Annotated in this window: 26 protein-coding genes and 2 pseudogenes; 11 read left to right on the top strand and 17 right to left on the bottom strand. The window is 70.1% G+C overall.

The features are described from left to right. Positions 1–2 precede the first annotated feature (2 nt). Positions 3–1,094 (top strand): M23 family metallopeptidase, encoded by a 1,092-nt coding sequence (locus LZF96_RS22670; RefSeq protein ID WP_233876005.1) that lies wholly within the window; start codon positions 3–5, stop codon positions 1,092–1,094. Here the strand turns inward: LZF96_RS22670 and LZF96_RS22665 are convergent. Then, complete coding sequence (locus LZF96_RS22665) at positions 1,064–1,531, bottom strand: ABC transporter permease (protein ID WP_233876003.1); 468 nt, start codon at positions 1,529–1,531, stop codon at positions 1,064–1,066. The two genes, LZF96_RS22670 and LZF96_RS22665, sit on opposite strands and share 31 nt — an antisense overlap. A gap of 50 nt (positions 1,532–1,581) precedes the next feature. Here LZF96_RS22665 and LZF96_RS22660 point away from each other — a divergent pair, with 50 nt between their 5' ends. Beyond that, on the top strand, positions 1,582–2,076 hold the full coding sequence (locus LZF96_RS22660; RefSeq protein ID WP_308294265.1) for a Tn3 family transposase: 495 nt from the start codon (positions 1,582–1,584) through the stop codon (positions 2,074–2,076). Positions 2,077–2,118: 42 nt separating this feature from the next. Here LZF96_RS22660 and LZF96_RS22655 read toward each other — a convergent pair whose 3' ends face one another. Then, positions 2,119–2,712, bottom strand: coding sequence for a TetR/AcrR family transcriptional regulator (locus LZF96_RS22655; protein WP_233876041.1), 594 nt, complete (start codon positions 2,710–2,712; stop codon positions 2,119–2,121). A gap of 154 nt (positions 2,713–2,866) precedes the next feature. Between LZF96_RS22655 and LZF96_RS22650 the strand changes: the two genes are divergently transcribed. Further along, positions 2,867–3,886: an aldo/keto reductase gene (locus tag LZF96_RS22650; RefSeq protein ID WP_233876001.1), complete on the top strand. Its 1,020-nt coding sequence runs from the start codon at positions 2,867–2,869 to the stop codon at positions 3,884–3,886. A 632-nt stretch (positions 3,887–4,518) separates the two neighbouring features. Beyond that, positions 4,519–4,641: a PmrA gene (locus LZF96_RS22645; protein ID WP_233875999.1), complete on the top strand. Its 123-nt coding sequence runs from the start codon at positions 4,519–4,521 to the stop codon at positions 4,639–4,641. 11 nt (positions 4,642–4,652) lie between these two features. Here the strand turns inward: LZF96_RS22645 and LZF96_RS22640 are convergent, their stop codons facing one another. Beyond that, positions 4,653–5,033: a type II toxin-antitoxin system Phd/YefM family antitoxin gene (locus LZF96_RS22640; RefSeq protein ID WP_233875997.1), complete on the bottom strand. Its 381-nt coding sequence runs from the start codon at positions 5,031–5,033 to the stop codon at positions 4,653–4,655. A gap of 335 nt (positions 5,034–5,368) precedes the next feature. Between LZF96_RS22640 and LZF96_RS22635 the strand changes: the two genes are divergently transcribed. After that, positions 5,369–6,085 (top strand): N-acetyltransferase, encoded by a 717-nt coding sequence (locus LZF96_RS22635; RefSeq protein WP_233875995.1) that lies wholly within the window; start codon positions 5,369–5,371, stop codon positions 6,083–6,085. A 238-nt stretch (positions 6,086–6,323) separates the two neighbouring features. Here the strand turns inward: LZF96_RS22635 and LZF96_RS22630 are convergent, their stop codons facing one another. From LZF96_RS22630 to LZF96_RS22590, 9 genes and pseudogenes are all read right to left on the bottom strand, one after another. Further along, the gene (locus LZF96_RS22630; RefSeq protein WP_233876051.1) at positions 6,324–6,506 is read right to left on the bottom strand and encodes a hypothetical protein; all 183 of its coding nucleotides are present in this window, start codon (positions 6,504–6,506) and stop codon (positions 6,324–6,326) included. A 347-nt stretch (positions 6,507–6,853) separates the two neighbouring features. Next, positions 6,854–7,177 (bottom strand): annotated as a pseudogene (locus tag LZF96_RS22625) (PIN domain-containing protein); the annotation flags it as partial. Between the two features lie 3 nt (positions 7,178–7,180). Continuing rightward, a complete protein-coding gene (locus LZF96_RS22620) occupies positions 7,181–7,642 on the bottom strand; it encodes a helix-turn-helix domain-containing protein (protein WP_233875992.1) in 462 nt (153 codons plus the stop codon). Between the two features lie 292 nt (positions 7,643–7,934). Further along, positions 7,935–8,444 (bottom strand): hypothetical protein, encoded by a 510-nt coding sequence (locus tag LZF96_RS22615; RefSeq protein ID WP_233875990.1) that lies wholly within the window; start codon positions 8,442–8,444, stop codon positions 7,935–7,937. Then, positions 8,422–8,559, bottom strand: coding sequence for a DUF1211 domain-containing protein (locus LZF96_RS22610; protein WP_233875988.1), 138 nt, complete (start codon positions 8,557–8,559; stop codon positions 8,422–8,424). Before LZF96_RS22610 ends, LZF96_RS22615 begins: the two co-directional genes overlap by 23 nt. 188 nt (positions 8,560–8,747) lie before the next feature. Then, positions 8,748–9,416 carry a hypothetical protein gene (locus LZF96_RS22605; RefSeq protein WP_233875986.1) on the bottom strand — a complete coding sequence of 223 codons (669 nt, stop codon included), beginning with the start codon at positions 9,414–9,416 and terminating at the stop codon, positions 8,748–8,750. A gap of 56 nt (positions 9,417–9,472) precedes the next feature. After that, positions 9,473–10,413: pseudogene (locus LZF96_RS22600) on the bottom strand (XRE family transcriptional regulator). 192 nt (positions 10,414–10,605) lie between these two features. Beyond that, positions 10,606–10,827, bottom strand: a complete 222-nt coding sequence (locus LZF96_RS22595) for a DUF397 domain-containing protein (RefSeq protein WP_233875984.1) — start codon at positions 10,825–10,827, stop codon at positions 10,606–10,608. Then, a complete protein-coding gene (locus tag LZF96_RS22590; protein WP_233875982.1) occupies positions 10,824–11,681 on the bottom strand; it encodes a helix-turn-helix transcriptional regulator in 858 nt (285 codons plus the stop codon). Before LZF96_RS22590 ends, LZF96_RS22595 begins: the two co-directional genes overlap by 4 nt. A gap of 517 nt (positions 11,682–12,198) precedes the next feature. Between LZF96_RS22590 and LZF96_RS22585 the strand changes: the two genes are divergently transcribed. From LZF96_RS22585 to LZF96_RS22575, 3 genes are all read left to right on the top strand, one after another. Further along, complete coding sequence (locus LZF96_RS22585; RefSeq protein ID WP_233875980.1) at positions 12,199–12,747, top strand: hypothetical protein; 549 nt, start codon at positions 12,199–12,201, stop codon at positions 12,745–12,747. Between the two features lie 262 nt (positions 12,748–13,009). Continuing rightward, a complete protein-coding gene (locus tag LZF96_RS22580; RefSeq protein WP_233875978.1) occupies positions 13,010–13,471 on the top strand; it encodes a hypothetical protein in 462 nt (153 codons plus the stop codon). An 86-nt stretch (positions 13,472–13,557) separates the two neighbouring features. Then, positions 13,558–14,364 (top strand): phosphotransferase family protein, encoded by an 807-nt coding sequence (locus LZF96_RS22575; protein WP_233875976.1) that lies wholly within the window; start codon positions 13,558–13,560, stop codon positions 14,362–14,364. A 676-nt stretch (positions 14,365–15,040) separates the two neighbouring features. Here the strand turns inward: LZF96_RS22575 and LZF96_RS22570 are convergent. Further along, positions 15,041–16,222 carry an acyl-CoA dehydrogenase family protein gene (locus tag LZF96_RS22570; RefSeq protein WP_233875974.1) on the bottom strand — a complete coding sequence of 394 codons (1,182 nt, stop codon included), beginning with the start codon at positions 16,220–16,222 and terminating at the stop codon, positions 15,041–15,043. A 150-nt stretch (positions 16,223–16,372) separates the two neighbouring features. On the opposite strand from LZF96_RS22570, the gene LZF96_RS22565 reads away from it, so the two are divergent. Further along, positions 16,373–17,860 (top strand): UDP-glucose/GDP-mannose dehydrogenase family protein, encoded by a 1,488-nt coding sequence (locus tag LZF96_RS22565; RefSeq protein WP_267941247.1) that lies wholly within the window; start codon positions 16,373–16,375, stop codon positions 17,858–17,860. 282 nt (positions 17,861–18,142) lie between these two features. Here LZF96_RS22565 and LZF96_RS22560 read toward each other — a convergent pair whose 3' ends face one another. Together LZF96_RS22560 and LZF96_RS22555 are read right to left on the bottom strand one after the other, a co-directional pair. Then, complete coding sequence (locus tag LZF96_RS22560; protein WP_233875972.1) at positions 18,143–18,355, bottom strand: hypothetical protein; 213 nt, start codon at positions 18,353–18,355, stop codon at positions 18,143–18,145. A 114-nt stretch (positions 18,356–18,469) separates the two neighbouring features. Then, positions 18,470–19,084 (bottom strand): CGNR zinc finger domain-containing protein, encoded by a 615-nt coding sequence (locus tag LZF96_RS22555; protein ID WP_233875970.1) that lies wholly within the window; start codon positions 19,082–19,084, stop codon positions 18,470–18,472. A gap of 125 nt (positions 19,085–19,209) precedes the next feature. Between LZF96_RS22555 and LZF96_RS22550 the strand changes: the two genes are divergently transcribed. After that, positions 19,210–19,587 carry a VOC family protein gene (locus LZF96_RS22550; protein WP_233875968.1) on the top strand — a complete coding sequence of 126 codons (378 nt, stop codon included), beginning with the start codon at positions 19,210–19,212 and terminating at the stop codon, positions 19,585–19,587. 111 nt (positions 19,588–19,698) lie between these two features. Here LZF96_RS22550 and LZF96_RS22545 read toward each other — a convergent pair whose 3' ends face one another. Beyond that, the gene (locus LZF96_RS22545) at positions 19,699–20,976 is read right to left on the bottom strand and encodes an LCP family protein (protein WP_233875966.1); all 1,278 of its coding nucleotides are present in this window, start codon (positions 20,974–20,976) and stop codon (positions 19,699–19,701) included. A gap of 137 nt (positions 20,977–21,113) precedes the next feature. On the opposite strand from LZF96_RS22545, the gene LZF96_RS22540 reads away from it, so the two are divergent. After that, positions 21,114–21,707: an acyl-CoA thioesterase gene (locus tag LZF96_RS22540; RefSeq protein ID WP_233875964.1), complete on the top strand. Its 594-nt coding sequence runs from the start codon at positions 21,114–21,116 to the stop codon at positions 21,705–21,707. Positions 21,708–21,721: 14 nt separating this feature from the next. Here LZF96_RS22540 and LZF96_RS22535 read toward each other — a convergent pair whose 3' ends face one another. Next, positions 21,722–22,867 carry a DNA-3-methyladenine glycosylase gene (locus LZF96_RS22535; protein WP_233875962.1) on the bottom strand — a complete coding sequence of 382 codons (1,146 nt, stop codon included), beginning with the start codon at positions 22,865–22,867 and terminating at the stop codon, positions 21,722–21,724. Between the last annotated feature and the right edge of the window lie 576 nt (positions 22,868–23,443).

Genomic DNA, 23,443 nt, shown 5'->3' with positions numbered 1-23,443 from the left:
CCATGTCCGCACGCGGTCGTCACCGTCGTCAGCGCGTCAGCCGTATCTCCCGCATTTCCCTGATGCTGGGCGCCGGTGGCGCCGGCGTCGCACTCCCGCTCGTCGCCGCCGGTGGCGCGAGCGCCGCCCCGGCCCCCATCACGGCCCCCGCCCCCGAGTCCTTCGCGACCGCCGATCTCGCGCAGCAGGTTCAGCAGGTCGCCGCCGCGGCCGAGCGGGCCGCGAAGGCCGCCGAGTCGGACAAGGAGACCGGCAAGGCCGGTAAGTCCGAGAAGGGGGCCGGCAAGAAGTCCGCCGACCGCTACACCGTCGTCAGCGGTGACACCCTCTCCCGCATCGCCACCGCCCATCAGGTCGAGGGCGGCTGGGTGCAGCTGTGGGAGACCAACCGCGAGGTGGTCGGGAAGAACCCCAACCTGATCCACCCCGGTCAGAAGTTGACCCTCACCACCGGCACCACCGCCGGTGAGCGGGCGGACCGCACCAGCGACCGCGCCGAACTCCCCGCCGAAGAGGTCGAGGAGGAGACCGTTGAGGTCACCGTCACGATCGAGGAGGTCGCCCCCGAGGAGACCGCCCCGGTCGAGGAGGCCGCCCCGGCCGCCGAGGAGAAGGTCGAGGAGGCCGCCCCGGCCGCCGAGCGGAAGACCGAGAAGGCCCCCGCCCAGCAGGCCGCCCCGGCCGCCACCGCCGGCTTCAGCGTTCCGGTCAACGCCGCCCCGACCACCGCCTACCGCGCCTCCGGCGCCATGTGGGCCAGTGGTTACCACACCGGTGTGGACTTCTCCGCCTCCACCGGCACCACCGTCATGGCGGTCGGCTCGGGCACCGTGGTCTCCGCCGGCTGGGGCGGTTCGTACGGCAACGAGGTGATCATCCGTCACGCCGACGGTCACTTCAGCCAGTACGCCCACCTCTCCTCGATCTCGGTGAGCGCCGGCCAGTCGGTCTCCGCCGGGCAGCAGATCGGTCTGGTCGGTTCCACCGGCAACAGCACCGGCCCGCACCTGCACTTCGAGATCCGCACCGGCCAGAGCTACGGCACGGACATCGACCCGCTGTCCTACCTGCGCTCCAAGGGCGTCGCCATCTGAGGCACCCGTGAAGGTGCCCGCCGAGGCACCCGCGCCGCCGATTCCGGTGGTGTGACCACCCCCGGGGGGTTTCGCGCGTCCCGGACCCGACGCCCACCGGTCAGCGCCCCATGCGCCGGTACCGGCGCACCGCGAGCGGCGCGAAGACCGCGATCAACAGCCAGCGGCCACACCACCGCGGGCAGCGGCGCGTGTGCGGCCGGCCAGGACTCCCCGCCCGCGCCGGGGTCGCCGAAGATCTCCCGGCAGGCCGCCACCGTCGCCGACAGCGGATTCCACGCCGAGATCGTCGCCAACCAGCCGGGCATCAGCTCCGGGGCGACGAGCACGTTCGACAGCGCGGCCAGCGGAAAGGCCGGCGGGAAGACGATGACGCCGACGGTGTCCGGGGTGCGGACCAGCGGGCCCGGCCACAACCCCACCCGGGCCATCGCCACCCGCAGCGGCGGGATCAGGCCGAGCGCCGCCGCGGCCCACCCTCATCCCGGTGCCACTGCCGGCCGCCACCCACGTCGCCTTTCGTGAGGTCGGCCGCGTGATCCGCACGGTGCGACTCCTTCGGTATCCGTCGGATGCGCCGCTTCGCCGGCGGGTGACCGCGGCGACGAACAAGGTGGAGTCGTTCAACCGGTTCTCCCAGTGGATCGGCTTCGGCAATCGCGGCGTCATCGCGGGCAACGCCCCGATCGGGCAGGAGAAGGCGATGAAATTCGACGCGCTGCTCATGAACACGGTGATCTTCCACAATGCCCTGGACATCGCGGAGATCGTCCGTCAGCTGCTGGAGGAGGGATGGGAGATCGACCCGGAGGACCTGGCGCACATCTCGCGGTACCTGACCGAACGCATCAACCGGTTCGGCGAGTACAGCACCCACGAACCCGGCATCCGGCCCGACGCGTACGACCCGAAGCTCGACGTCGACTTCACCCCGCCGCGCGAGCAGGACCTGACCACCGTCGGCCTCGGCCAAGCCGCGTGAGGATCGCGATTCAGTAGAGCCGCACGCGCGATGTCGCCGAGGTCAGTGGCGCGGTCGGCGCAGCCCTGCGACAAGGAGTTCGACTATGCGGCGTGCGTCGTAGCGGGGATCGCTGTCCGCGCCGATGCAGAGGTTACCGACGCCGCGCATGAGTTGGTACGCATCGATGTCGGGGCGGATCTCGCCGGCGACGGCTGCGGCTTCGAGCAGTTTGGTGCAGACGGGTACGAGGCGATCGAGGAAGTAGGCATGCAACGCCTCGAAGCCGGCGTTGTCGGCCTGCAGTACGGCGGCGAGTCCGTGTTTGGTGACCAGGAAATCAGCGAAGAGGTTGATCCACTGCCCCAGTGCGGAGTGCGGAGAAGGGCTGGTCGCCAGCAGGGCCGGACCGGCATCGGCGCAGGCGTCGACCTGGTGCCGGTAGACGCCGATGACGAGGTCCGCTCGCGTCGGGAAATGGCGGTAGATCGTGCCCACCCCGACGCCGGCCCTGGCCGCGATGTCGCGTACCGGCGCTTCCACGCCCGACGTGACGAAGACCGCGGCGGCCGCATCGAGCAGGGCCTTCTGGTTGCGCCGGGCGTCCTTCCGCCTGGCCGGGGCCGCCTGCCCCGCGTCCTCGTCGCTGTCGTTCACCGTGCCGCTCCCTCCACTTGCCGCTTGCAAAAACGGAACGATGTTCCGTATCGTTCCGGAACGAGGTTCCGTTTTGCTCATGATGTCAGAGCAGGGGCCCGGCAACCAAGCCATGCGATGCGTCACGCTTCACCCACAATGAGGAGACACGGCCATGCAGTACCGCAGTTTGGGCCGCACCGGTGTGCAGGTCGGCACCCTCGCGCTCGGAGCGATGAACTTCGGAAAGATCGGGCGCACCACCCGGGAGGAGGTCACCGCCATCGTCAACGCCGCCTTGGAGGCGGGGATCAACCTGATCGACACCGCCGACGTGTACAGCGGCGGCGAGTCGGAAGAAATGGTCGGCAAGGCCATCGCGGGCCGCCGCGACGACATCGTGCTGGCCACGAAGGCGACCATGCCGATGGGTGACGAGCGCAATCGCCAGGGCAGCTCGCGCCGCTGGCTGGTCACCGCGCTGGAGGGCAGCCTGCGTCGGCTCGGCGTCGACCACGTCGACCTCTACCAAATCCACCGGTGGGACCCGAACACCAGCGACGAGGAGACCTTGTCGGCGTTGACCGACCTGCAGCGCGTGGGGAAGATCCGCTACTTCGGCTCCTCGACCTTTCCGGCCTACCGCATCGTGCAAGCCCAGTGGGCCGCCCGCGAGCACCACTTGAGCCGTTACGTCGCCGAACAGCCCAGCTACTCGATCCTGCAACGCGGCATCGAGGCCCATGTCCTGCCCGTGACCGAGCGGTACGGGCTCGGTGTGCTGGCATGGAGCCCGCTGGCCTCGGGCTGGCTGTCGGGCGCGATCCGCGAGGGCAGTGAGATCACCACCAGCCGCTCAACGTTCATGCCGCAGCGCTTCGACACCGCCATTCCCTCCAACCGGGCCAGGCTCGACGCCGTCGAGCAACTGGCCGAGGTCGCCGACGAGGCGGGCCTGACGATGATCCAGCTCGCGCTCGGCTTCGTGACCGCGCACCCCGGCGTGACCAGCGCGCTCATCGGCCCCCGCACGCTGGACCACCTGCACTCGCAGCTTGCCGCCGCGGACATCACGCTCTCCGCCGACGTACTCGACGCGATCGACGCCATCGTCGCCCCCGGCACCGACCTCGCCGCACACGAGAAGAACGACACCCCGCCCGCGCTGCTCGACCCGTCCCTGCGACGCCGCTGATCGTCCCGGTGACAGCCTCCACATCCACTTGTGTGACACCTCGAAGCTGCTGCGAGGTGACAAGTGGCTCAGCGTGAGGCTCCAGCCTTGGGCCATGGATGAGGACCAGCGGGCAGTGGATGGCGGTAGAGGTAATCCCGCTTCGTGGTCGGCTTGTGGGACTTCCATCACCTGACGGTTCATCGGCAATCCGCCGCAGTACATGCCGGATTCACTGCGGCGGGATCTCCACGGTGATCATCGCGACCTGCGGCGGGCCGTTCCGGCCGCCGGGGCGAGGTGTACGCATTTACTGCGGCAGCGCCGGAAGGGTGGGGCGACCGAGTGGATTCACCGGCAGTCCGGCACCGCCCAGCTCCTGCCCCGACTGATCGCCCGCCGCACCCGCGGCCCGCTGTTCCCCACCGACCGCAAGGCCCCGGCCGGGACACCGACGCCCGACGTGTGCCCGGAGACCGGCCGGGCCCGGCTCTCCTGCCGCCGGGCAGAGGGGATCCTCGAGAAGAACACCCGGCTCCCGGCCAACCCGCTCACCTTGCCCGAGGGCATCGAGGACCTGGACGGCTGGACCTTGCACCGGCTCCGGCACAGTGCCCTGACACACGACGCCGAGGGCGGCACCTCCCCCCCCGATGCTGCCGGCCCGCTCCCGCCACGCCTCCGTCCGCTCCCGGGAGCGGTACGCCCGCCCCGGCGTCGACGCGGTCGCCCGGCACGTCGCCGAGCGCGACCCCGCTGCTCGCCGCCGCGGGTGAGTCCGAGCGCATCAGGGCTTCAAGATCATCCCGTTGCCCCTTTGGCGCGTATCCCGGTCAGACCCCATCCGGATCGTCTTTCGCGAAACGCTCGGCCTTGGCCAGAGTCTCCGGTTCCCGGGCGACCTCATGGGCCACGCGTCATCACCGAAGATCCGTCGGAGGGCCTCGGCGTGGGGAACGCCGGCTTCCTCCCCCTCCGAACGTCGTTTGCGGGAGGCGGCCGGAACGCGTGTCTCCTCCGACTCCAGGGCATCGGCCGGACCGACCGGTATGGCCACCGGCTGCCCGTGATCGGTGATGGCCACCGGTTCACGGGTGGCGGCCACCCGGCGAGCGATGGCCCCCAGCCGGGCCCGGGCCTGCACGATCGAGTAGCTGATGTCGGTCATGGCGAAAGTGTGCGCTCGTGTTCACCTCGAGAAGGTCCCGGAGGCGAACAGTTCCTCCCTTCGGGACATCGCCGGGCCGCTCCCGGAGAGCCGGTGCCCCGGGGGTCGTGGGCCGGCGCCCGAATGTCGGGGCCCGGTCGCCGACCCGCCTCGTTCCGTACCCGACCCGGGCGACGGCGGCGCGAAGGTGTGGTTCGCGACCGGTGGGCTCGTGTTGGCGACCCCGCTCGCCGGATTCCCGGGATGGTGGACCCACCGAGCCCCGGGGCGTCGGGCACGGTATCGGGACGAGGCGACCCACCGTGACGACGGGTGGTCGCGAGAGGGGAAGGCGCATGGCGGTTCGTATCGTGGATGTCGGTTTCGGCGATCCTGTGGTCGAGCGGGTGTACGAGGAGCTTCTGCGCCCCGGTTTCCCCCCGGACGAACTCCTACTCCGCTCCGAACTCGACGACGCGCTCCGGCAGGGGAGCGGCGTACTGGCCGTCGCGCTCGACGAGGCCGGTGATCCCCGGGGGGCCGCCGTGGGGGAGTGGCGGGCGGGGAGCGGAGTCCTCCTTCTGTCCTACCTGGCGGTTCGCGGCGGACAACGGTCGGCCGGCATCGGGTCCCGTCTCATGGAACACGTGGGCACCCATTGGCAGCGTTCCCTCTCCCCCCGGATGACCCTGGCGGAGGTGGAACACCCGATGGCGCATCCCGCGAGCGAGCACGGTGACCCCGTGGCCCGGCTGCGTTTCTACTGGCGCCGGGGCGCGAGGGCTTTGGACGTCCCCTATGTCCAACCCGCGCTCCGGAAGGGGACACGACGCGTCCCCGACATGCTCCTGCTGCTGCTCCTCACCTCATCGGGGGCCCCGCCCCACCGGGAGGAGGATATCGACGCCGAGACCGTCCTCGCCTTCCTGCGCGACCATTTCGTGGAGGCCGAGGGGGAGGAGGCGCTGGAGGACCGCGCGCTCGACGCGATGTGGGAGGCGGTCCGGGGCCGGCCCCGGGTGCCCCTGCTCGACCTGGCCGACACCGACCGGCTCCCGCGCGCCACCGGCTGACCGGTCTCCGGGGGTGCCCCGCCCTTCCCGGCGGGACCGTTGCCCGGGCCGTCGATCACCTTCTCGTCCCATCGGTGGAACCCCGCTCGGCCGGCGGGCACGCGCCAACGGCGTGGCCGGGGCGCGCGGCCCCGGAGCGCCGGGGAAGCCGGTGATCCCGACCGGTGCGCGGTGCGGAGGGAGCGCGGCGGAATGTCACCCCGTCCCGGCGGACCCGGGCGGGAGTCGGGTCGGCGCGTCACGCGGACAGGCCGGAGGCCGGGTCGTCGGCTTCGTCCGGTGCGGTGCGGGCCGCCCGGGCCCGGCGGGTGCCGATCCATGCCTTGAGCGGGAGGACCAGGATCCACAGCGGCATTCCCGCGCCGGGCGAGAGCAGGGCGAGCGGGATCGACACGACGAAGAGCACGGCCGTGGCCCCCATGTCCGGAGCCACCCCTCCCGCCACGGCGGGCACGGCACACGAGGACGCGACCGCCGGGGCGTTCGAACGCGGTCGTGACCCGATCGGACCGGGGATCGGAGGGGTGGACCTCGGCTCAGGGCCCGAAGCGCCGCCACCGAGGCCACCAGCCCTTCCCTTTCCAGGGAGTTGATCACGTCGGTCACCACGGCGTTCGGTGGCTTCCTCCAACGTTCCGCCATCTGCGTGAGCACCCCGTACACCACTCGTGGAGAGAGGCTCACCCGTGTTTCGAGAAAGGCGTCCGGATGGACGGCCTCCACGTCCCAGGGGGACAGCTTGTCGGAGGGGAAATCTTTCACGTTGGAGGTGACGATCACCCGGGCTCGTGCCCTGATGGCCGCGGCCAGGACGTGTCGGTCGTCGGGGTCCGGGAGATCGAGCATGTCGATCAGCGGTTCGTAGCCCTTCACCAACACGTCTCGAACCGCTCCCGACATCAACTCCCGTGTTCGATCCAGTTTTTTGGGGTCGAGATCGGGACGGTTCAACCGCAGGTTGCGGAAGGTCTCATCGAGGATGTGATCCGTCCATTTCGCCTGTACCAAACCGGTCTGCGCTACCCGGATGAGGACATCGCGCAAGGTACTCGGATACAGGACATTGGCATCGTAAACAGCGACGAGAGCCATGTTTCAGATCATTCCCATGTCCTGGCCGAGTTCGGTGAGCTCATCGGCCACCTCTCTGCGACGCCGATCGTCCCTGCGTTGGTACTCCAGCAGGGAGGAAGCAGCGATTCTGCGGTGCGAGCCAACGGCCCGGTACTCGATCTCCCCGGCCTCCAGGAGACCGATGAGGAAGGGGCGGGAGACATTGAGCATGTCGGCGGCCTGCTGGGTGGTGAGCTCGGCATCGGCCGGGACGATGGACACGGCGCGTCCGGCGCCGAGATGTGCCAGGAGCGAGGCGAGGAGTTCCACGGCCTCGCGCGGGAGGATCAAGGGCTCCCGGTCGTCTTCGTCCTGAACGGTGACGTGGACCTGCGCGGCGTCCCGGTGTTCCGTCAGGTAGGCGCGAACTCGGGTGAGGGCATGATTCGCGGCCTGCTGTTTGTCATCCGGAAGCCTCACCGAACGGATATCGATCCTGGTCATGTCCGTGTCTCCGGAAGTGGTGGTCGGGTGCGAGCCATGGTTCGAGGTGATGGCTGCGAGGGCCGGCGCGGAGGCATCCGGGTCCGTCGTTGCCGCGACCACGGATCCCACGGTGGTGGGTGGTCGCTCGGCCGCTTGACACTCGCGCCGAAGTCGCCGCCTGGTCGAAGTATCCGCAATATTCGAAATAAACGCAACGGGTGTCGGCATCCCCGCCGGCCGGTTTCGGTATCGGCCGAACCCCGCACCCGGAGTGGCCCGTCGCGGGGTGGAGAGCGTGAGGGTCGGCGCGTCACGCGGACAGGCCGGAGGCCGGGTCGTCGGCTTCGTCCGGTGCGGTGCGGGCCGCCCGGGCCCGGCGGGTGCCGATCCATGCCTTGAGCGGGAGGACCAGGATCCACAGCGGCATTCCCGCGCCGGGCGAGAGCAGGGCGAGCGGGATCGACACGACGAAGAGCACGGCCGTGGCCCCCATGTCCAGCACCGCCAAGCCCACCATCTCCCCGGCCACTCCGGGGCGGGCACGTTGCCGGGAGGACGACCCGGCGGCCGGTTCGGGTGCCCGGGCCCGACGGGCCCGCCACAGCAGGGCCGGGTGCACCGAGTTGATCGCCGCCACCCCCGCCGGGTACAGCACGACGGCCACCGACTCGCCGCCCCCGTACTCCGCGAGCAGGGCGGTGGGGAAGGGCACGAGGGCGATCAGCCCCGGGCCGAGCAGGGCGAGATGCACCGCCCCCGGGTCCAACCGGGGGAGGACCGTCAGCACGTAGTGCTGGTCACGCCAGAACTGCGCCGGCACCGCGAAGCTCAGCGCGTAGGCGCCGAGGTTGGGCGGGGTGTCGCGCAGTTCTGGCGTGAAACGTCTCGGCGGGCAGGCCCGGTGGGACCGACAGGTCGAGGACCAGCAGCGTCATGGCGATGGCGAACACGCCGTCGGACAGCGCCGCGAGCCGCGCCCCGCCCCGGCCGGGCCGGGTCTGTCACGGGTCGCCGGGGTCTCGTCCACCCCGTCACGCCAGGACCGGCCGACGGGCCGAGCCCGCCCCCGCCGGCGGACGCGCCGTGGAGTCAACATGCGCGCTCGGCCAATACGGAAACGCTCTCACGCAGGGTGAGGGTGTTCGGCCACAAGGAAGTAGTCGATGAACACCTCGATACCAAAGGCCGATCCTGTGGAGAGCGTGCCGCTTGTCACGTCCCCCAACGTCTTCAATCGATTTTCCGCAACCTCACGCGCAGTCACGGCCAACGCGGCGGCGCCTCGTTTGTTCAGTGAGCGGGATATTTCCGAGGCGTACTTGACCACCGGGGTGGGTTGAACCGGGGCGCTTGTCGGATGGGTCAGCAACAGGAGAGCGAAGGCCTGTGCTTCAGTGCCACCGGCCTCGCGAGCCTTGACCAGATCGTCCTTCACCTTCTGTCCGTACTTTTCGACGGTTTGCCGGCCCGCCCCGTCAAAGTCGAAGGTGTAGGCAGCCTTCATCTCTACGATAGCCAAAGCCCTGTGGTCGTTCTCCCGGAGAATAGCCAGGTCAGCACGTGCGCGGTTCCTCTTGGCCCCTGGGCTCGTCCGCTCGCGAGGACATGGTGACATCCACTCGCGTGCGATGACACATCCGGGTAGCTCGTTGTGCAGGATCCAGGCCAGCCGGTCGCGTATCGGGTGCTCTGGCTTTGAAGTGAGAGCCAGGTAAGCAAGTTCTCCAGAGGTGAAGGTCCTGACCGCCTTGACAAGGAACCGTGTGAGAGTATCGGCGGATATTTCAGCCATCACCGCATTATCGCGCCGGGTGGTGATGTCGGTGGTTCTTCCCGAAAATTTCCTTGTCACGGAGACCCGTCCCCGCCGATCTCGTCCATGAGCATCCGCAGGGTCAGGGAGTGCTTCTCGGGGGGAAGCCGGTCAAGAGCGGCCCGTGCATGGGCCGTGCCGGCCGTCCGGTCCCCGGCCCGTGCGAGCATCAGCCCGCGATGCATCTCCAGGTGCGTGGCGAACCTCGGCAGCGACTCCGGCAACTCCCGGTGAGCCGCGTCCTGCGCCTCCGCCGCCCGCTTCTTTTCACCCAGTCGGGCGAGCGGCAGGGACATGAAAACGTTCATGCGCCACCAGGGCACCGCGTAATCGCTTGTTTGTTCTTCCAACCCCGTGGCGTTGAAAACGCGCAGGCCCTCCTCCATAAGGCTCAGGGCCGTGGCCCGATCCCCTCGATGGCTGCCGCGTGGGCCTTGCCCATGATCGCGTTCAACAGCCCGAGAGAGGGTTTGTCACTGATCGCCATGGCCTGATCGGCGAGCACGTCGGCCACACCGAGAGACGCCCCCTCGTAGCCAAGGGCGATGGCCGCGCGGCCCCGCACCCACATTCGGGCCCGCTCGTCCCCGGACTCGTCCGCCGCCCGGGCGGCCATGCGGTACCACGTGACGGCCTTGGAGCCGTCCGACCCCGGAAAGGTTTTGGCATGGAGCGTCATCAGCCGTGAGGTCACCGACCGCAGGCGGGGATCGTCGAGTTGCTGCTGCACCACCACCAGTTCCCCCGACACCCGGCGCCTGATGCCGGCGGCTCCGAGGCTCATGTACTCCGTACCGTACGCCGTCAGTTTCTCCTCCCAGTCGTCCGGATCGGGGCCGCCGCGAAGTCGTGCGGCGAAGCCCGTGAGGAGGAGATCGGAGGCGACCACGGGGGCTATGGCGCCGGCGGCCACGTCGCCGAGGAACTTCCGTCGCTTCACTTCACCCTCCTGGTAAGGCCAGGACTTTCCCACGATGACTCACAGTCCTTGCCGCCGGGTGTCGGGGCGTTCGCCGGGAGTCTGCCGTCCAGCGGACGGAGCCCTCTGCGTGGGGCGGGCCGGGACCGCGCATATGCTGGGGAGCCCTTGATCGTGCCGAGACTCCCACGACAGTTCGTTGAGAATGGTCTCATGCCCGGCGGCTGCAACGAGTGAAACTTTGGTCACTCAGGAACTCGTCCCACCGTTCTTCACCGCAGTCACAAACCCGATCCAACCGGCTGGAGAGAGACGCAGGCCCGGCCCGTTCGGGTTCTTGCTGTCACGGACGGGAACGACACCGTGAGCCGCTATGTGTGCGGGTGCCCACTCGACACAAGCCCCCCCGTCGCCCTGGCTGTACGACGATTTGACCCACACGGCATCGGTGAGGTTCAGGTCAGTGGTCATGCTCGAAGCTCCTTCGACAGCGTCTTGATCAGGTCCATGGACTTGCCCAGGGACAGAGCGTTGGCCCTGAGTCGATCATAGTTATCCAGTCCCCAAGCCACTGTTCGAGCCGAGTCGTACACCCGACCTCCGCGTGGACCTTCGGAGTACAGCGCTGCATCCCGGTCGTCGAAGGTCAGCATGATGTACGGCATCAGGTGCTCGGCGGCGGCCCCAGCCGAGAACGGCAGCACTTGAAGATCGATGCCCGGGGACGTGGCTGCGGCCGTGAGGTGGTCCAACTGCTCCGCCATCACCTCATTGCCTCCGACCAGGGTTCGTAGACATCCCTCGTGCAGGATCACCCATAGTTCCGGAGGCTTCGGCTGCTCGAAGATCGCACGTCGACGGAGACGAGCAGCGACCCTCCCTTCGATCACCTCGGCGTCTTCCTTCGGGTGTGCAGTCCGGAAGACCTCTTGCGCATAGCGCTCCGTCTGAAGGATGCCCGCCACCAGGTTCGGGGAATAGTCAAGTATCCGGGAAGCCCTGCGTTCCAGGTTGAGGTACGGAACGAACCAGGATGGATGATCGCCCTCACCCATCCTCTTCAACAAGCCCTCGAACAACCCGTTTGTTCCGAAGGCCAGGTCACAGCCCTTGGCGAACTTCTCACTGGCGGGCAACGACCCGGACTCCACCTGACTGATGTAGGACTCCGAGTAGCCGGCGGCCTTGCCCAACTGCTTTTGCGTCAGTTTGCGGCCGAGACGGACCCTCCGAACGTCGGCCCCGAAGCGCTGAAGAGGCGTCGGAGGCTGACTGAAGTCGTCGAGTGAGACCGATTCATCCAAAGCTCCGACCTCCTGCTTCACGGCGATGATTACTCATAGTTGCCAATATGGACTTCAGGAGTGATGCTGAAGTGTCGTCATCTTAGGTCCTGCTGCGTTGTGCTGGTGACGGAATCAGCACAAGCGGTGCTCAGGCATCGCAGACCGGATGGCGGAACGGGTATGACTGGCCAACAGGGGAAGTCCGTGTCCCCGGCAGTGGAAAAGACGCTGCGGGACCCGCAGACGGCATTGCCCGGGGAGGATGTTGTGTCGCCGGGCCTGGCAGCGGGCCTGCCATCGTCCACAGCGCTCGTGCCCCGCCCCCTGGCCGAGTTGGGGTGCCGCACCCCGCAGGCATGCAGAGGCTTGCCGCCGCTCCCCGGAGTGGGAGGCGAAGCGGTGAGGGGTGGGGTCCCGACATCCGCCGAAAAGGAGCCGAGCGAAACCCCCACGATGGCTGCTACGGATTCGGCTCCGACTCTCGCGGAGTTGCACGACCGCCACAAGGCTTTGCGCACTCGCGTCGTTGATCACCTCCGAGCCCTGGAGAGCCATGATGCGTGAGGTTTACAGGGTGCGCCGGTTCGCCGTCGCGGCGGACGCGGAGCCTTCCACGGTGGCGATGCGGTGTGCCGTGTGCGGGGAATCCGGCCCGGCCGTGGAACTGCCCCGGCAGCACGTGCCCGGCGCGCGTGAGGTGGCCCGCAGCCCCGACGCCGAGTGGGAATGGACGCTCGGCGGCTACCGGGCCGGTACCCCACGCATGGCGCTGCGATGGCTCAGAGGTCAGGCTCGTCGCCTGGCCGATGCCCTGGACCCGAGGCCCGACCGTGGCCCCTTCCCGCCGGGGAGCCTGCGGCGCATCGGCCCGCACAGTCCCAACCCCGGGCGGATCTTCCGGGAATGGATGGGCGATCTCCGCTTTCAGGAGGTGCAGTTGGCCACCCTGATGAACGGTCGGCACATCAGCGTCAACGCCGGAGGCCCCGACCACGTATGGGGGTGGTGTGACGCGGGTGTCTATTACTCGCTGTCATGCCGGCCGATCCCGCTCGATTTCGTGACCGACTGGAGATTCGTAGAACCGCAGCACGCGCACGCCTGACAGGCCCCCGCCCCTTGCCGGGGAGGAAACCGCACATCTCCCACGGCCCGCCCCAGCAGGAGGCGGGCTCCAGCACCAACCCATGGCGACCGAATCGGGTGAGGGTCGCGCCAAGAACGACCGTCACGAGAAAGCTCGTGGTGGTTCGGCCGTCAGGCAGGGCCTGGCGGCGTTCGCTCAAATCGTCGCGGCACACGCGGCGGACAAGGCCCCGGCGCCGACTGGGGCACCGGCTCCAACCGACACGTCAAGGAGGCATCACGTGACTACGACAGAGAAGCGAAGCCGGATCGACGCGCGGTCGCTGATCAGCGCAGAGTTTCGGGCCACGCTCGTCAGTAACATGCGGGACAAGTTCCCCGGCCTCACCGAGGAGAAGGCCGACAGGGGAGTCGGTCAGATGCTCGCTTTCCTCGCGGCCTGCGCCTACTCCGATCGGCCGCTCAGCCCCTCGCCGCTGGTGGATGACTTCTGGCACACCTTCCTGCTCCACACGGAAGAGTACGACAACTTCTGCGCGGAGAAATTCGGGAGGAAGCTCCACCACAAGCCGGGCTACCTCGATCCGGAGGAGCACGGCGGCGGCAAGGTGCTCCGGGCCCGGACGGTTGACGCGATCACCCTCGCCGGGTACGAGATCGACATGGAGTTCTGGCCTGAGCTGGACCTGGCGCCGTGCTCGCAGTGCCACGCCAACTGCTCGGACAGCCCGAACCACCCGTAGAAGTCGCACATTCGGCCCCCCGGTTGTGCCACCCTGTGGCCGCACCCGGGGGGCCGCCCCCCGTGGCGACAAACGAGGAGTATCCGATGGACCGCACCGAATGGGGCGATCTGCCACGAGCGGCGCGAGCAAGCGTCGAACTGCACACGGGCCCCGTGGTGAAGGCCGAACGGGCGCCACACGGCGTGATGTCTCGGCTCGCTTGCACCCTCTACTCGGAGGATGACCACCGGGTGTTCGTCAAGGGTGGACGGGATACCGATCCACAGGTCTGGGTTTACCGGCATGAGGCCGCTGTCACTCGTCTGGCACCCCACGCACCACGGGTCCTCTGGGAGGTAGAGGCGGGCGGCTGGGTTCTGTACGGATATGAGTACGTGAGCGGTCGGCACCCGGATCTGTCGCCGGGATCACCGGATATCGTCCTTTTGCTTCAGACGCTCAGGTCCGTTTCTGGTGTTCCGTGGCCTGACCCGGTGCGCAAACGTCCACTGCGCGACCGATACGCCGATTTTCTGCCGGATGAGGTTCCGGCCGAACTGCTGGACCGCACACTGGCACACACAGACCTCTCAATCTACAACATGATGATTACCTCGTCTGGTCAACTTCTGTTGCTCGACTGGGCGCTTTCATGCCCTGGCCCAGCATGGACTGATTCGGCACTTGTCGTGCCTCGGCTCATCAGCGCCGGGCATCTTCCACAGGAGGCAGAACAAATCGCAATGGAGATTCCGACATTTCGCGATGCCAACCCTGCTGTTATCACGGAGTTTGCGCAGGTGGTCTGCGCGGCGTGGGAAACCTGGGGAAAGGCGCGTCAACTACCCCATGGAGCAGAATTGACTGCCGCTGCGCATTCCTGGGTCCAGCACCGGCGTGATGGAAATTAGCGCGCGCTTCATCAGATCGTCTGGTGCGCCTCCCGTGAATAAGGAACCATGTCGACGTCTCGTATCGCCTTCCAAGAGCTGCCGCCCGCCGTGATCGCCGCCGGCGAAAAACACGACCAGCGCCGGGGCCGGTAGGTCGTGCTCCGGTGGGAGAACGGTGAGCCCCTGAGCCTTCCGGTAGCGGGAGTGCGGGGAGTTGGGGTTGCGCAGTCCGGGCACGTGATGACCTCCACAGGTGGTGGGGTCGTAGAAGCGGAGTGTGGCCGTCGGCCTCGCGGTGGGAGAATCGGGGTGCACGACAACGGTCCTGCGGCCGGGAAGTCGCGGGGTTCGTGACGCTGGGAAGGCCGCCGAAGCAACCAATCAACGCGGAACGGGTGCGTCCTCTCTTGGCGTTCGGGTGGCTCGAGGGGCGGAGGAACGGAGGAGGAGCGCCATCGCCTCCATGCTCAGCCCTGGCGCGGATGACCCCGGCGCGGCGACGAGCGAGGTGGCCTGAACCGGCAGACGAACGACCCCCGGCGTGGTGCCGGGGGTCGTTGCGTTTGGGCAGGTCAAAGGCGGCTTTTCGGGCTCGGGATCCCAGGGGCGACACCGAGAAACACCGGGAAACAGGAGGAAGTGCAACGCAGCTCACCGGAGGCCGCTAAACCGCTATTGACCTGCGAAAACCCTGTTAGGGAAGGTTCCTCGCCATCACGATGCGCTGGACCTGGTTCGTGCCCTCGTAGATCTGGGTGATCTTCGCGTCGCGCATCATGCGCTCCACCGGGTAGTCACGGGTGAAGCCGTAGCCGCCGAGGAGCTGCACCGCGTCGGTGGTGATCTCCATTGCCGCGTCGGAGGCGTAGCACTTGGCCGCCGCGCCGAAGAAGGTCAGCTGCTCGTCGGCGCCCTTGCCGGCGCCGATCGAGACCCGCTCGGAGCGGGCCGCCGCCGCGTAGGTCAGCTGGCGGGCCGCCTCCAGCTTCATCGCCATGTCGGCGAGCATGAACTGCACGCCCTGGAAGTCGCCCACCGGCTTGCCGAACTGCTTGCGCTCGCGCACGTATCCCTTGGCGTAGTCCAGGGCGCCCTGCGCGATGCCCAGGGCCTGGGCGGCGATGGTGATGCGGGTGTGGTCCAGCGTCTGCATGGCGGTGCCGAACCCGGTGCCCTCCTCGCCGATCATGCGGTCGGCGGGGATACGGACGTTGTCGAGGTAGACCTCGCGGGTGGGGGAGCCCTTGATGCCGAGCTTCTTCTCGGGGGCCCCGAAGGAGACGCCCTCGTCGCCCTTCTCCACCACGAAGGCGGAGATGCCGCGCGAGCGCTTCTCCGGGTCGGTGACCGCCATCACGGTGTAGTACTCGGAGACGCCCGCGTTGGTGATCCAGCGCTTCACGCCGTTGAGCACCCAGTGGTCCCCGTCCCGCACGGCGCGGGTCTTCATGCCGGCCGCGTCCGAGCCGGCGTCCGGCTCGGAGAGGCAGTAGGAGAACATCGCGTCGCCCTTGGCGAGCGGCCCCAGGTACTTCTTCTTCAGGTCCTCGCCGCCGGAGAGGATCACCGGCAGCGACCCCAGCTTGTTGACGGCCGGGATCAGCGAGGAGGACGCGCACACCCGCGCCACCTCCTCGATGACGATGACGGTGGCCAGGGCGTCCGCGCCGGCGCCGCCGTACGCCTCGGGGACGTGCACGGCGTGCAGGTCGTTGGCGACCAGGGCGTCCAGCGCCTCCTGCGGGAAGCGGGCCTCCTCGTCGACGGCGGCCGCGTGCGGGGCGATCTTCGCCTCGGCGAGCGCGCGCACCGACTCGCGGAGCATCTCGTGCTCCTCCGCCGGTCGGTACAGGTCGAAGTCTGCGGCTCCTGCCACGGCTCTCACTCCCCGGGAGATGTTCATGCTAGTGACCGTTAAGTAACTTGATTCTAGGAGGTCGGCGGGGATGGGGACAGGTGAGTTCGCCGACATCTCCGCCGTCTATGCTCTTGCGGCGCACACCTGTCCGCACGTTCGGGAGACCATATGACCGCGTCCGCCACTCCCTCGCCCGAGGTCCCCGCGGTTCCCGAGGCCCCCGAGGCCCTCGCGGCTCCGGGACTGCCCGAGCGGCCGGGGGTCGTCCCCGACCCCTCGGCGATCGCCGAGCTGCCCGAGGAGGCCACTCGCGTCGCGCCCCGGATCACCGTCATCGGCACCGGGTACCTCGGTGCCACCCACGCGGCGGCCATGGCCGAGCTGGGCTTCGAGGTGCTGGGCCTGGACGTGGTCCCGGAGAAGGTCGAGATGCTCGCCCGGGGTCGGGTGCCGATGTACGAGCCCGGCTTGGAGGAGCTGCTGGGCCGGCACGCGGACGGCGTCGAGGGGTCGACCGGCCGGCTGCGCTTCACCACCTCCTGGCAGGAGGTGGCGGACTTCGGTGACGTGCACTTCGTGTGCGTGAACACCCCGCAGCGGCACGGCGAGTACGCCTGCGACATGTCCCATGTGGACGCCGCGATCGATTCCCTCGCCCCGCTGCTGGACCGTCCCGCGCTGGTGGTCGGCAAGTCCACCGTGCCGGTGGGGAGTGCCGCGCGGCTGGCCGCCCGGCTGCGCGAGCTGGCCCCGGCCGGTGGGGACGTGGAGCTGGCCTGGAACCCGGAGTTCCTGCGCGAGGGCTTCGCGGTGAAGGACACCCTGCACCCGGACCGCGTCGTGATCGGCGTCGAGCCCGACGGTCGGGCCGAGGAACTGCTGCGCCGGGTGTACGCCACGCCGATCGCGGAGGGCTCGCCGTTCGTGGTCACCGACCGGCCGACCGCCGAGCTGGTGAAGACGGCCGCGAACGCCTTCCTGGCGACGAAGATCTCCTTCATCAACGCCATGGCCGAGGTCTGCGAGGCGGCCGACGGCGACGTGGTGCGGCTGGCCGAGGCCATCGGGTACGACGACCGGATCGGCGCGAAGTTCCTGCGCGCCGGCATCGGCTTCGGCGGCGGCTGCCTGCCCAAGGACATCCGGGCCTTCATGGCCCGCGCCGGCGAGCTGGGCGTGGACCAGGCGCTGACCTTCCTGCGCGAGGTGGACTCGGTCAACATGCGCCGTCGCGCGCACATGGTGGAGCTGACCCGGCAGGCGGTGGGCGGCTCGATCCTCGGGACCCGGATCGGCGTGCTGGGGGCGGCCTTCAAGCCGGACTCCGACGACGTGCGGGACTCCCCGGCGTTGAACATCGCCGGTCAACTCCACCTGCAGGGCGCGCAGGTGACCGTGCACGACCCGAAGGCGACGGAGAACGCCCGGCGACTCTTCCCCACCCTGACCTACGCGGCGAGCGCGGAGGAGGCGGTGCGCGGCGCGGATGTCGTGCTGCACCTCACCGAGTGGAGCGAGTACCGCGAGCTGGACCCGGCCGCGCTGGGTGAGGGGGTGGCGCACCGGCGGATCCTGGACGGGCGCAACACCCTGGACCCGGAGGTGTGGCGGAGGGCCGGGTGGACCTATCGGGCGCTGGGCAGGCCGACGGTCTGAGCGGGGCGGGGCGCGGCGGAACACGGCCGGAAACGAAGGGTTTCCGCGCCGGTCCCGCGCCGGGCGACCCCGGGGAGGTGGGCCCGACCCGGGGCCTGCCGGTCCCGGGTCGGCGTCGGGTCGGTCACCGGCCCGGGCGGTCCGGACCCGAAAACGGAAGGGCTCGCCGTGGCCGGGTTCCCCGCTGGTCGGGGAGCCCCCGGTGGGACGACGGGCCGGGAGAGACGAACAGGGCCGGGGGCGCCGGTGAGCTCGGCGGCCCGTCCGGGACCTTCGGGCGGGTCAGGCCGCGGCGTCGAGGTTCCGCTGGACGGCGGCGCGCCAGGCGGCGTAGAGCTTGCCGAGCTCGGCGCGCTCGGCGGCACCCCAGGAGCGGGCCCCGTGCCGGCGCACGTAGGCGCGGATGGCTTCGTTCGCCGCCGCCGCGTCGGTCGTCGCAGCGGTCGTCCGGGCCCTGGTGGGGCTGTCCGGAAGCGATGCGGATTGAGTCGGCATGTCTTCGAGATTAAACCCCCGCACCCGGGCGAACCGTCGATTTTCGGTGCGACCTCCCTCACGTCCGTTCGGGTGATGGAGGCGTTCCGCCCCGTTCCCCAACCCCTGAGGGGTTCAGACGTCGCGCCGACGGGCCCGATAGGCCCGCATTTTCGCCCGGCTGCCGCACACCCGCATGGAGCACCACCGGCGCCGACCTGCCGGGCTGCGGTCGTAGTAGGCCCATTGACAGTTCGGGGCCTCGCAGGCCTTCAGACGCCACCAGTTCCCCTCCCGCACCCCCTCGGCGACGGCGGCGGCGACCCGGGCCGTGACGAAGGACACCCCCCGCAGGCCGCCCACGGGGACGAGCGTGGCGGCACCCCCGGTGTCCACGCGCAGCAGCAGGGGGCCGATGGTCAGCAGCCGGTTGAGCTCGGCCGTCGGGTCGGCGGGCGACGTGTCGATCCGCCCGGGGCCCGGGCCGGAGGCGGGGGTGGGGACGACCGGCGGGATCGGGACGCCCGTCGGGAGGTGCCCGGCGTGGACGAGCAGGACGGCGCGCAGTGCCTCCCGGAGTCGGACGAGTTCGGCGATCTCCGTCGGGGGCAGGCGCGGGAGGGAGTGCCGTTCGCTGAACTCCGCCAGGTCGCCGACCGAGGTCAGGGCGTCCCGGGCCGTCTCCACGTCCAGGGTGTTCACCAACTCCTGGACCAGGACCAATCCTCCGGGGGCGATCTCCGCGCTCACGAACCCCACGGTACCGGTTGCGTCGTTACCTCTTCATGGTCATCATGGGGTAACGCGTTACCCCATGATGACCATGAAGAGGTAACGCTGATCCGTGAGACGAACGGGAGAGGGCGTGAGGCGTCGTGGCCATCGCGACGATGGGGATCACCGTGTTGGACTGTCCGGACCCGAGGGGCCTGGCCGACTTCTACGCGGCCGTCCTCGGCGGAACCGTCGAGGGTGAGCCGGGGGACGAGTGGGTGACGGTGCGCACACCGGACGGGGGCAAGCCGCTGGGGTTCCAGCGCTCGGAGGGCTACCGGCCGCCGGAGTGGCCGTCCACCGAACACGGGCAACAGCTCCACCTGGACCTCGATGTACCCCGGGAGCGCATCGACGAGGCCGAACGACAGGTGCTCGACCTGGGCGCCCGTGCCGTGCAGGGCGACGACGGCGGCAGGTTGAACTTCCGCGTCTACCTCGACCCCGTCGGGCACCCCTTCTGTCTCTGCCTCTGCTGACGGGAGGACCACCCGCCGGTCGGCATCGCCCGAAACGCCGCGACGCGCGGCCCCACCCCCTCCAACGGGGTGGGGCCGCGCGTCGCGGCGTTTCGCGGGAGCGGGACTCCCTCAGTCGTCGGTGACGGTGATCGGCTGGTCCCGGCGCACCTGCTCGAAGAGCTGGTCGGCGCGCTCCTCGTCCCACAGCACCGCCGACCCCTTGTCGGTGGAGAAACCCGGGTTGGCGACCGGCACGTTCATCTGTGTCCCGCCCGAGCCCTGCACCCCGCGCAGCGCCAGGAACATCTGCGCCAGCCGGAAGGGCCCCATCGACTCGTCCACCACCAGCGAGTCCAGGCTCGCGCCCATCGTCGGGTAGAGGCGGAAAGGGTTGAGCAGGGTGGCCGGCGAGGCCACCTGATCACCCAGGGCGCCCAGGAACTTCTGCTGGTTCTTCGTCCGGCCCAGGTCGCCCATCGACTCCTGGTAGCGCTGCCGCACGAACGCCAGCGACTGCGGCCCGTCCAGGTCCTGGCATCCCTCGGCGAAGTCGGCGCCCGAGTTCTTGTCCTGGATCGGCGCGTCGAAGCACATCTCCACGCCGCCCAGCGCGTCCACGACATTGGCGAAGCCGCCGAAGCCGATCTCCGCGTAGTGGTCGACGCGCAGCCCCGTGTTGTGCTCCACGGTGCGCACCAACAGCTCCGGCCCCTCGATGGCGTAGGCGGCGTTCAGCTTGTGCTGTTGCTCGGGTATCCGGTTGCCGGAGGAGGAGCCGGTGAACTCGGGGATGGTCACCCACGAGTCGCGCGGCAGGCTGATCAGCGAGCTGCCGTGGTCACCGGTGTGCAGGATCATGATCGTGTCCGCCCGGGAGCCCTCGGCCTGCCCGGTGCGCATCTCCCGGCGCTCCTCCTCGGTCAGGCCCTCCCGACTGTCGGTGCCCACGATCAGGTACGTGGTGCCCCGCCCGCTCTCCGGCCGCTGCTCCACCGCCGAGAGGTCCACCTCGCGGCGCATCTTGGAGTCCGCCCAGAAGTAGGTGCCCACCCCGAGCACCAGCAGCAGCAGGATCAGCAGGATCAGGCCGCGCTTTATTCGTTGTCCCATGCCGGAGCGTTCCCGATACCCGTCGTTGTCGTCGTCGTAGCCGTCCCGGCCCCCGTGGCCGGCGTAATCCCCGCGCCCGCCGTAGCCGTCGTCCCGGTACCCGGAGCGTCGGTCGTCGTCGTGGCCGGCGTAACCGCCGTAGCCGTGATCACCGGCCCCGTCGTACCCGCCGCGGTTCTGTCGCGGCACCGAGCCGCGCACGTGCGGCATCGCCCGTGCCTGTTCCGGTTGGGGCGGCCCGCCACGGCCCGCCCGCCCCCGGCCGTCGTCGGTCCACCCGTCGGGCCAGTTGTTCATGGCGGAAGTTTGCCCTCTCCCGGGCACGGACGGACAGAGAGGGTGGCGAATGTGTCAGACCTGATGCACAAACAGGGGGCGCGCCCGGGGAAACCCGCCCCCGGGCGCGCCCGGGAGCGCGCATAGGCTTGGTGACCATGACCGATCCAGTCCCCGGCCCGCCGGTTCCCGGTGGCGGTGTCGCGCCCGACGCCCCGGCCGAACCCGTCCCTCCGCCCGGCAAGCCCACCGCGGCTTCGCGCACCACGCTCAGCCACATCATGACCGCCAACGACACCAATCTTCTGGGCACGGTGCACGGCGGGGTCATCATGAAGCTCGTCGACGACGCGGCGGGCGCCGTCGCCGGCCGACACTCCGGCGGCCCGGCCGTCACCGCGTCCATGGACGAGATGGTCTTCCTCGAGCCCGTCCGCGTCGGCGACCTCGTGCACGTGAAGGCACAGGTCAACTGGACCGGTCGCAGCTCCATGGAGGTGGGGGTGCGGGTCCTCGCCGAACGCTGGAACGAGTCCACCCCGCCCACCCGGGTCGGCACCGCCTACCTCGTCTTCGCCGCCGTCGACGGCGAGGGCCGGCCGCGCCCGGTGCCGTCGGTGATCCCGGAGACCGAGCGCGACCGTCGTCGGTACGAGGAGGCGCAGATCCGACGCACCCACCGGCTCGCCCGCCGCCGGGCGATCCGCGAACTGCGCGAGCGACGCGCCGCCGAGGGGCTGGCCGACGACTGATCCCCGGCCCGGGGTCAGAGCCGGGCGATGTCCCAGTGGCGGCGGCGCGGCTCCCGGCGCGGGGGGCGCCGCCCCACCATCCGGATCAGCCGGGTCGCCCGGTGCCGCTGTCCGGCGTACGGCTCCAGCAGGACCAGCATCCGGGCGTCGTCGGCGTCCCGCTCGCCGGCCAGCGTCCACCCCACCTGCGAGGGCAGGTGGAGGTCGCCCACGGTCACCGCGTCGGGCTCGCCGTTGCTGCGCTGAAGGGTCTCGGCCGCCGTCCAGGGGCCCACCCCCGGTACCGCGCACAGCCGCCGTACCGCGAGGTCCAGCGGCATGGAAGCGGCCTCCTCCATCCTCGGCGCCAACCGCACGGCCCGCAGGATCGTCGCCGATCGCTTGGCGTCCACGCCCGCCCGGTGCCACTCCCACGAGGGGATCAGCGACCACGTCCGCCGGTCGGGCATCACCCGCAGCCCCTCCGGCACCACCCCGGTCGGGCCGGGCGCCGGCTCCCCGAACCGCAGCAGCAGTCGCCGCCAGGCACGGAACGCCTCCTCGACGGTGACCTTCTGCTCCAGCACCGACGGGATCAGGGACTCCAGCACCAGGCCGGTGCGGATCAGCCGCACGCCCCGGTTGCGCCGCCAGGCGTCGGCGACCGGGGGATGGCGCGGGACGAAGTTCTCCGGGCGGTCCCCGGCGCCGAGCAGCTCCGGCAGCCGGTCCAGCAGCCATCGCGCGCCGGGGCCCCACGCGGTGGCGACCACCTCGCCGCCCGGGCCGATGGGACCGGGGCCGGACGGGCCCGCCGTGCCGATGGCGTCGGCCGTGCGGGCGGGGCCCGTGGCCGTGCCGCCGGGGTTCGGGGTGACCCGACCCGTGCCGACGGTGCCCGCCGGACCGGCCGGTCCCGTGCCGGCGCCGGCCGGATCCGGGTCCGCGGGGACCGGGACGACCCGACCGGCCGCGTCGACCGGGGTGCCGTCCGTCGGTGCCGGCGGGCCCGTCCGCTGCCGCAGACGCACGCTCACCGGCCCCTCGGGGGTACGGGAGGCCCGCCACACGGTGCCGTCGCGCAGCACCGTCAGGGCGGGGTCGCGCGCCCCGCGGCCCATCACTTCCAGGCTGCGGCGCATGTCGTAGGGGCCGTTCGGCCTCCAGGTGCGTTCCGCCATGGCCGCTCAGGCTACGGGGCGCCGACCCCGGCGTCCCGGTCGGGCCGCCCTCCCCGGCCGGTGGGGCCCGACGGGAGTCGGGTCGGAGCTCTCCCCGGGCCGTGACCCGGGCCGCGCTCCGGACCGCGATCGCGCGCCGGCCGCACATCGGTGTCGTCGGTGGGCAGGTTCGGCACCACGGTGGCGCCGACCCGGGGCGCCCCGGGTTCCGGGTCGGGAACCACGGCGGCGGGAGCGGACGTCCCGTTCCCCGGTTCCACCGGGAGGAGCAGCGGCGCCGCCGCGCATCCGCCGCCGAGCATTCGCCGCCGAGCAGGGCGGTCGGGCGGAGCGGGAGGGGGCGCCGGGAACGGCTCCGGAGGGGGTTCCGGACGGGGTTCCGGCCGCCACCGGATTCCCCGGGGTCCCGCGAAGACGGAGGCGTCCCGGCCGACGGCGGAAGCCCTGGTCCCCGTTACCTTTCTCGTGGCCCCGAAACGGGGCGCCTGGCCCCCGGGCCCGGTATGGCTGTTTGCCCCCTGTCGAAGGGATGACCTGGGGGGTGTTGCCGCCGGGTCTCGGGGCACCGCTTGACCG

It is taken from the genome of Streptomyces sp. ST2-7A (genome assembly GCF_021390475.1).
Taxonomy (GTDB): domain Bacteria; phylum Actinomycetota; class Actinomycetes; order Streptomycetales; family Streptomycetaceae; genus Streptomyces.
Note: the sequence above shows the minus strand (reverse complement) of the source record. Positions and strands in the feature narration are given on the sequence as shown.

Bases quoted from the DNA above. Each gene is read 5' to 3' on its own strand.
- LZF96_RS22605 (WP_233875986.1), bottom strand. From the start codon at position 9,416: ATGGCTGAAATATCCGCCGATACTCTCACACGGTTCCTTGTCAAGGCG.
- LZF96_RS22640 (WP_233875997.1), bottom strand. From the start codon at position 5,033: ATGACCGACATCAGCTACTCGATCGTGCAGGCCCGGGCCCGGCTGGGG.
- LZF96_RS22585 (WP_233875980.1), top strand. From the start codon at position 12,199: ATGCGTGAGGTTTACAGGGTGCGCCGGTTCGCCGTCGCGGCGGACGCG.
- LZF96_RS22630 (WP_233876051.1), bottom strand. From the start codon at position 6,506: ATGGGGGCCACGGCCGTGCTCTTCGTCGTGTCGATCCCGCTCGCCCTG.
- LZF96_RS22575 (WP_233875976.1), top strand. From the start codon at position 13,558: ATGGACCGCACCGAATGGGGCGATCTGCCACGAGCGGCGCGAGCAAGC.
- LZF96_RS22595 (WP_233875984.1), bottom strand. From the start codon at position 10,827: ATGACCACTGACCTGAACCTCACCGATGCCGTGTGGGTCAAATCGTCG.
- LZF96_RS22560 (WP_233875972.1), bottom strand. From the start codon at position 18,355: ATGCCGACTCAATCCGCATCGCTTCCGGACAGCCCCACCAGGGCCCGG.
- LZF96_RS22565 (WP_267941247.1), top strand. From the start codon at position 16,373: ATGACCGCGTCCGCCACTCCCTCGCCCGAGGTCCCCGCGGTTCCCGAG.
- LZF96_RS22545 (WP_233875966.1), bottom strand. From the start codon at position 20,976: ATGAACAACTGGCCCGACGGGTGGACCGACGACGGCCGGGGGCGGGCG.
- LZF96_RS22540 (WP_233875964.1), top strand. From the start codon at position 21,114: ATGACCGATCCAGTCCCCGGCCCGCCGGTTCCCGGTGGCGGTGTCGCG.
- LZF96_RS22670 (WP_233876005.1), top strand. From the start codon at position 3: ATGTCCGCACGCGGTCGTCACCGTCGTCAGCGCGTCAGCCGTATCTCC.
- LZF96_RS22650 (WP_233876001.1), top strand. From the start codon at position 2,867: ATGCAGTACCGCAGTTTGGGCCGCACCGGTGTGCAGGTCGGCACCCTC.
- LZF96_RS22535 (WP_233875962.1), bottom strand. From the start codon at position 22,867: ATGGCGGAACGCACCTGGAGGCCGAACGGCCCCTACGACATGCGCCGC.
- LZF96_RS22610 (WP_233875988.1), bottom strand. From the start codon at position 8,559: ATGACGCTGCTGGTCCTCGACCTGTCGGTCCCACCGGGCCTGCCCGCC.
- LZF96_RS22635 (WP_233875995.1), top strand. From the start codon at position 5,369: ATGGCGGTTCGTATCGTGGATGTCGGTTTCGGCGATCCTGTGGTCGAG.
- LZF96_RS22620 (WP_233875992.1), bottom strand. From the start codon at position 7,642: ATGACCAGGATCGATATCCGTTCGGTGAGGCTTCCGGATGACAAACAG.
- LZF96_RS22645 (WP_233875999.1), top strand. From the start codon at position 4,519: ATGCTGCCGGCCCGCTCCCGCCACGCCTCCGTCCGCTCCCGGGAGCGG.